Source organism: Psychromonas aquatilis, from assembly GCF_038155185.1.
Classification (GTDB): Bacteria; Pseudomonadota; Gammaproteobacteria; order Enterobacterales; family Psychromonadaceae; genus Psychromonas; species Psychromonas aquatilis.
In genome coordinates this window covers 1-217 of sequence record NZ_JBAKAZ010000366.1, presented here as the reverse complement: position 1 = coordinate 217, position 217 = coordinate 1, and the positions used below count along the sequence as shown (strand labels likewise).

At 37.8% G+C, this 217-nt stretch carries 1 pseudogene; it reads right to left on the bottom strand.

What is annotated here, in order from left to right:
• Nucleotides 1-196: pseudogene (locus V6256_RS15835) on the bottom strand (NUDIX domain-containing protein); the annotation flags it as partial.
• Nucleotides 197-217 lie beyond the last annotated feature (21 nt).

The window sequence follows — 217 nt, the reverse complement described above, 5'->3', positions numbered from 1 at the left end:
TCAAGGAATGAGGAAAACGCCAAGGTTGACTGCTCACATATTGAATATTTTTAAATTTAATACCAACTTCTTCAAAGACTTCCCGCTCAATACAGGCCGCTAGAGACTCCCCTGCTTCAGTAAAACCCGCTAACGTTGTATAAACAGGGTAATTACTTTGCTGATGACGTTTATGCAAAGCTAATAAAATTTCTTTATGCTAGCGAATAGCAACAAT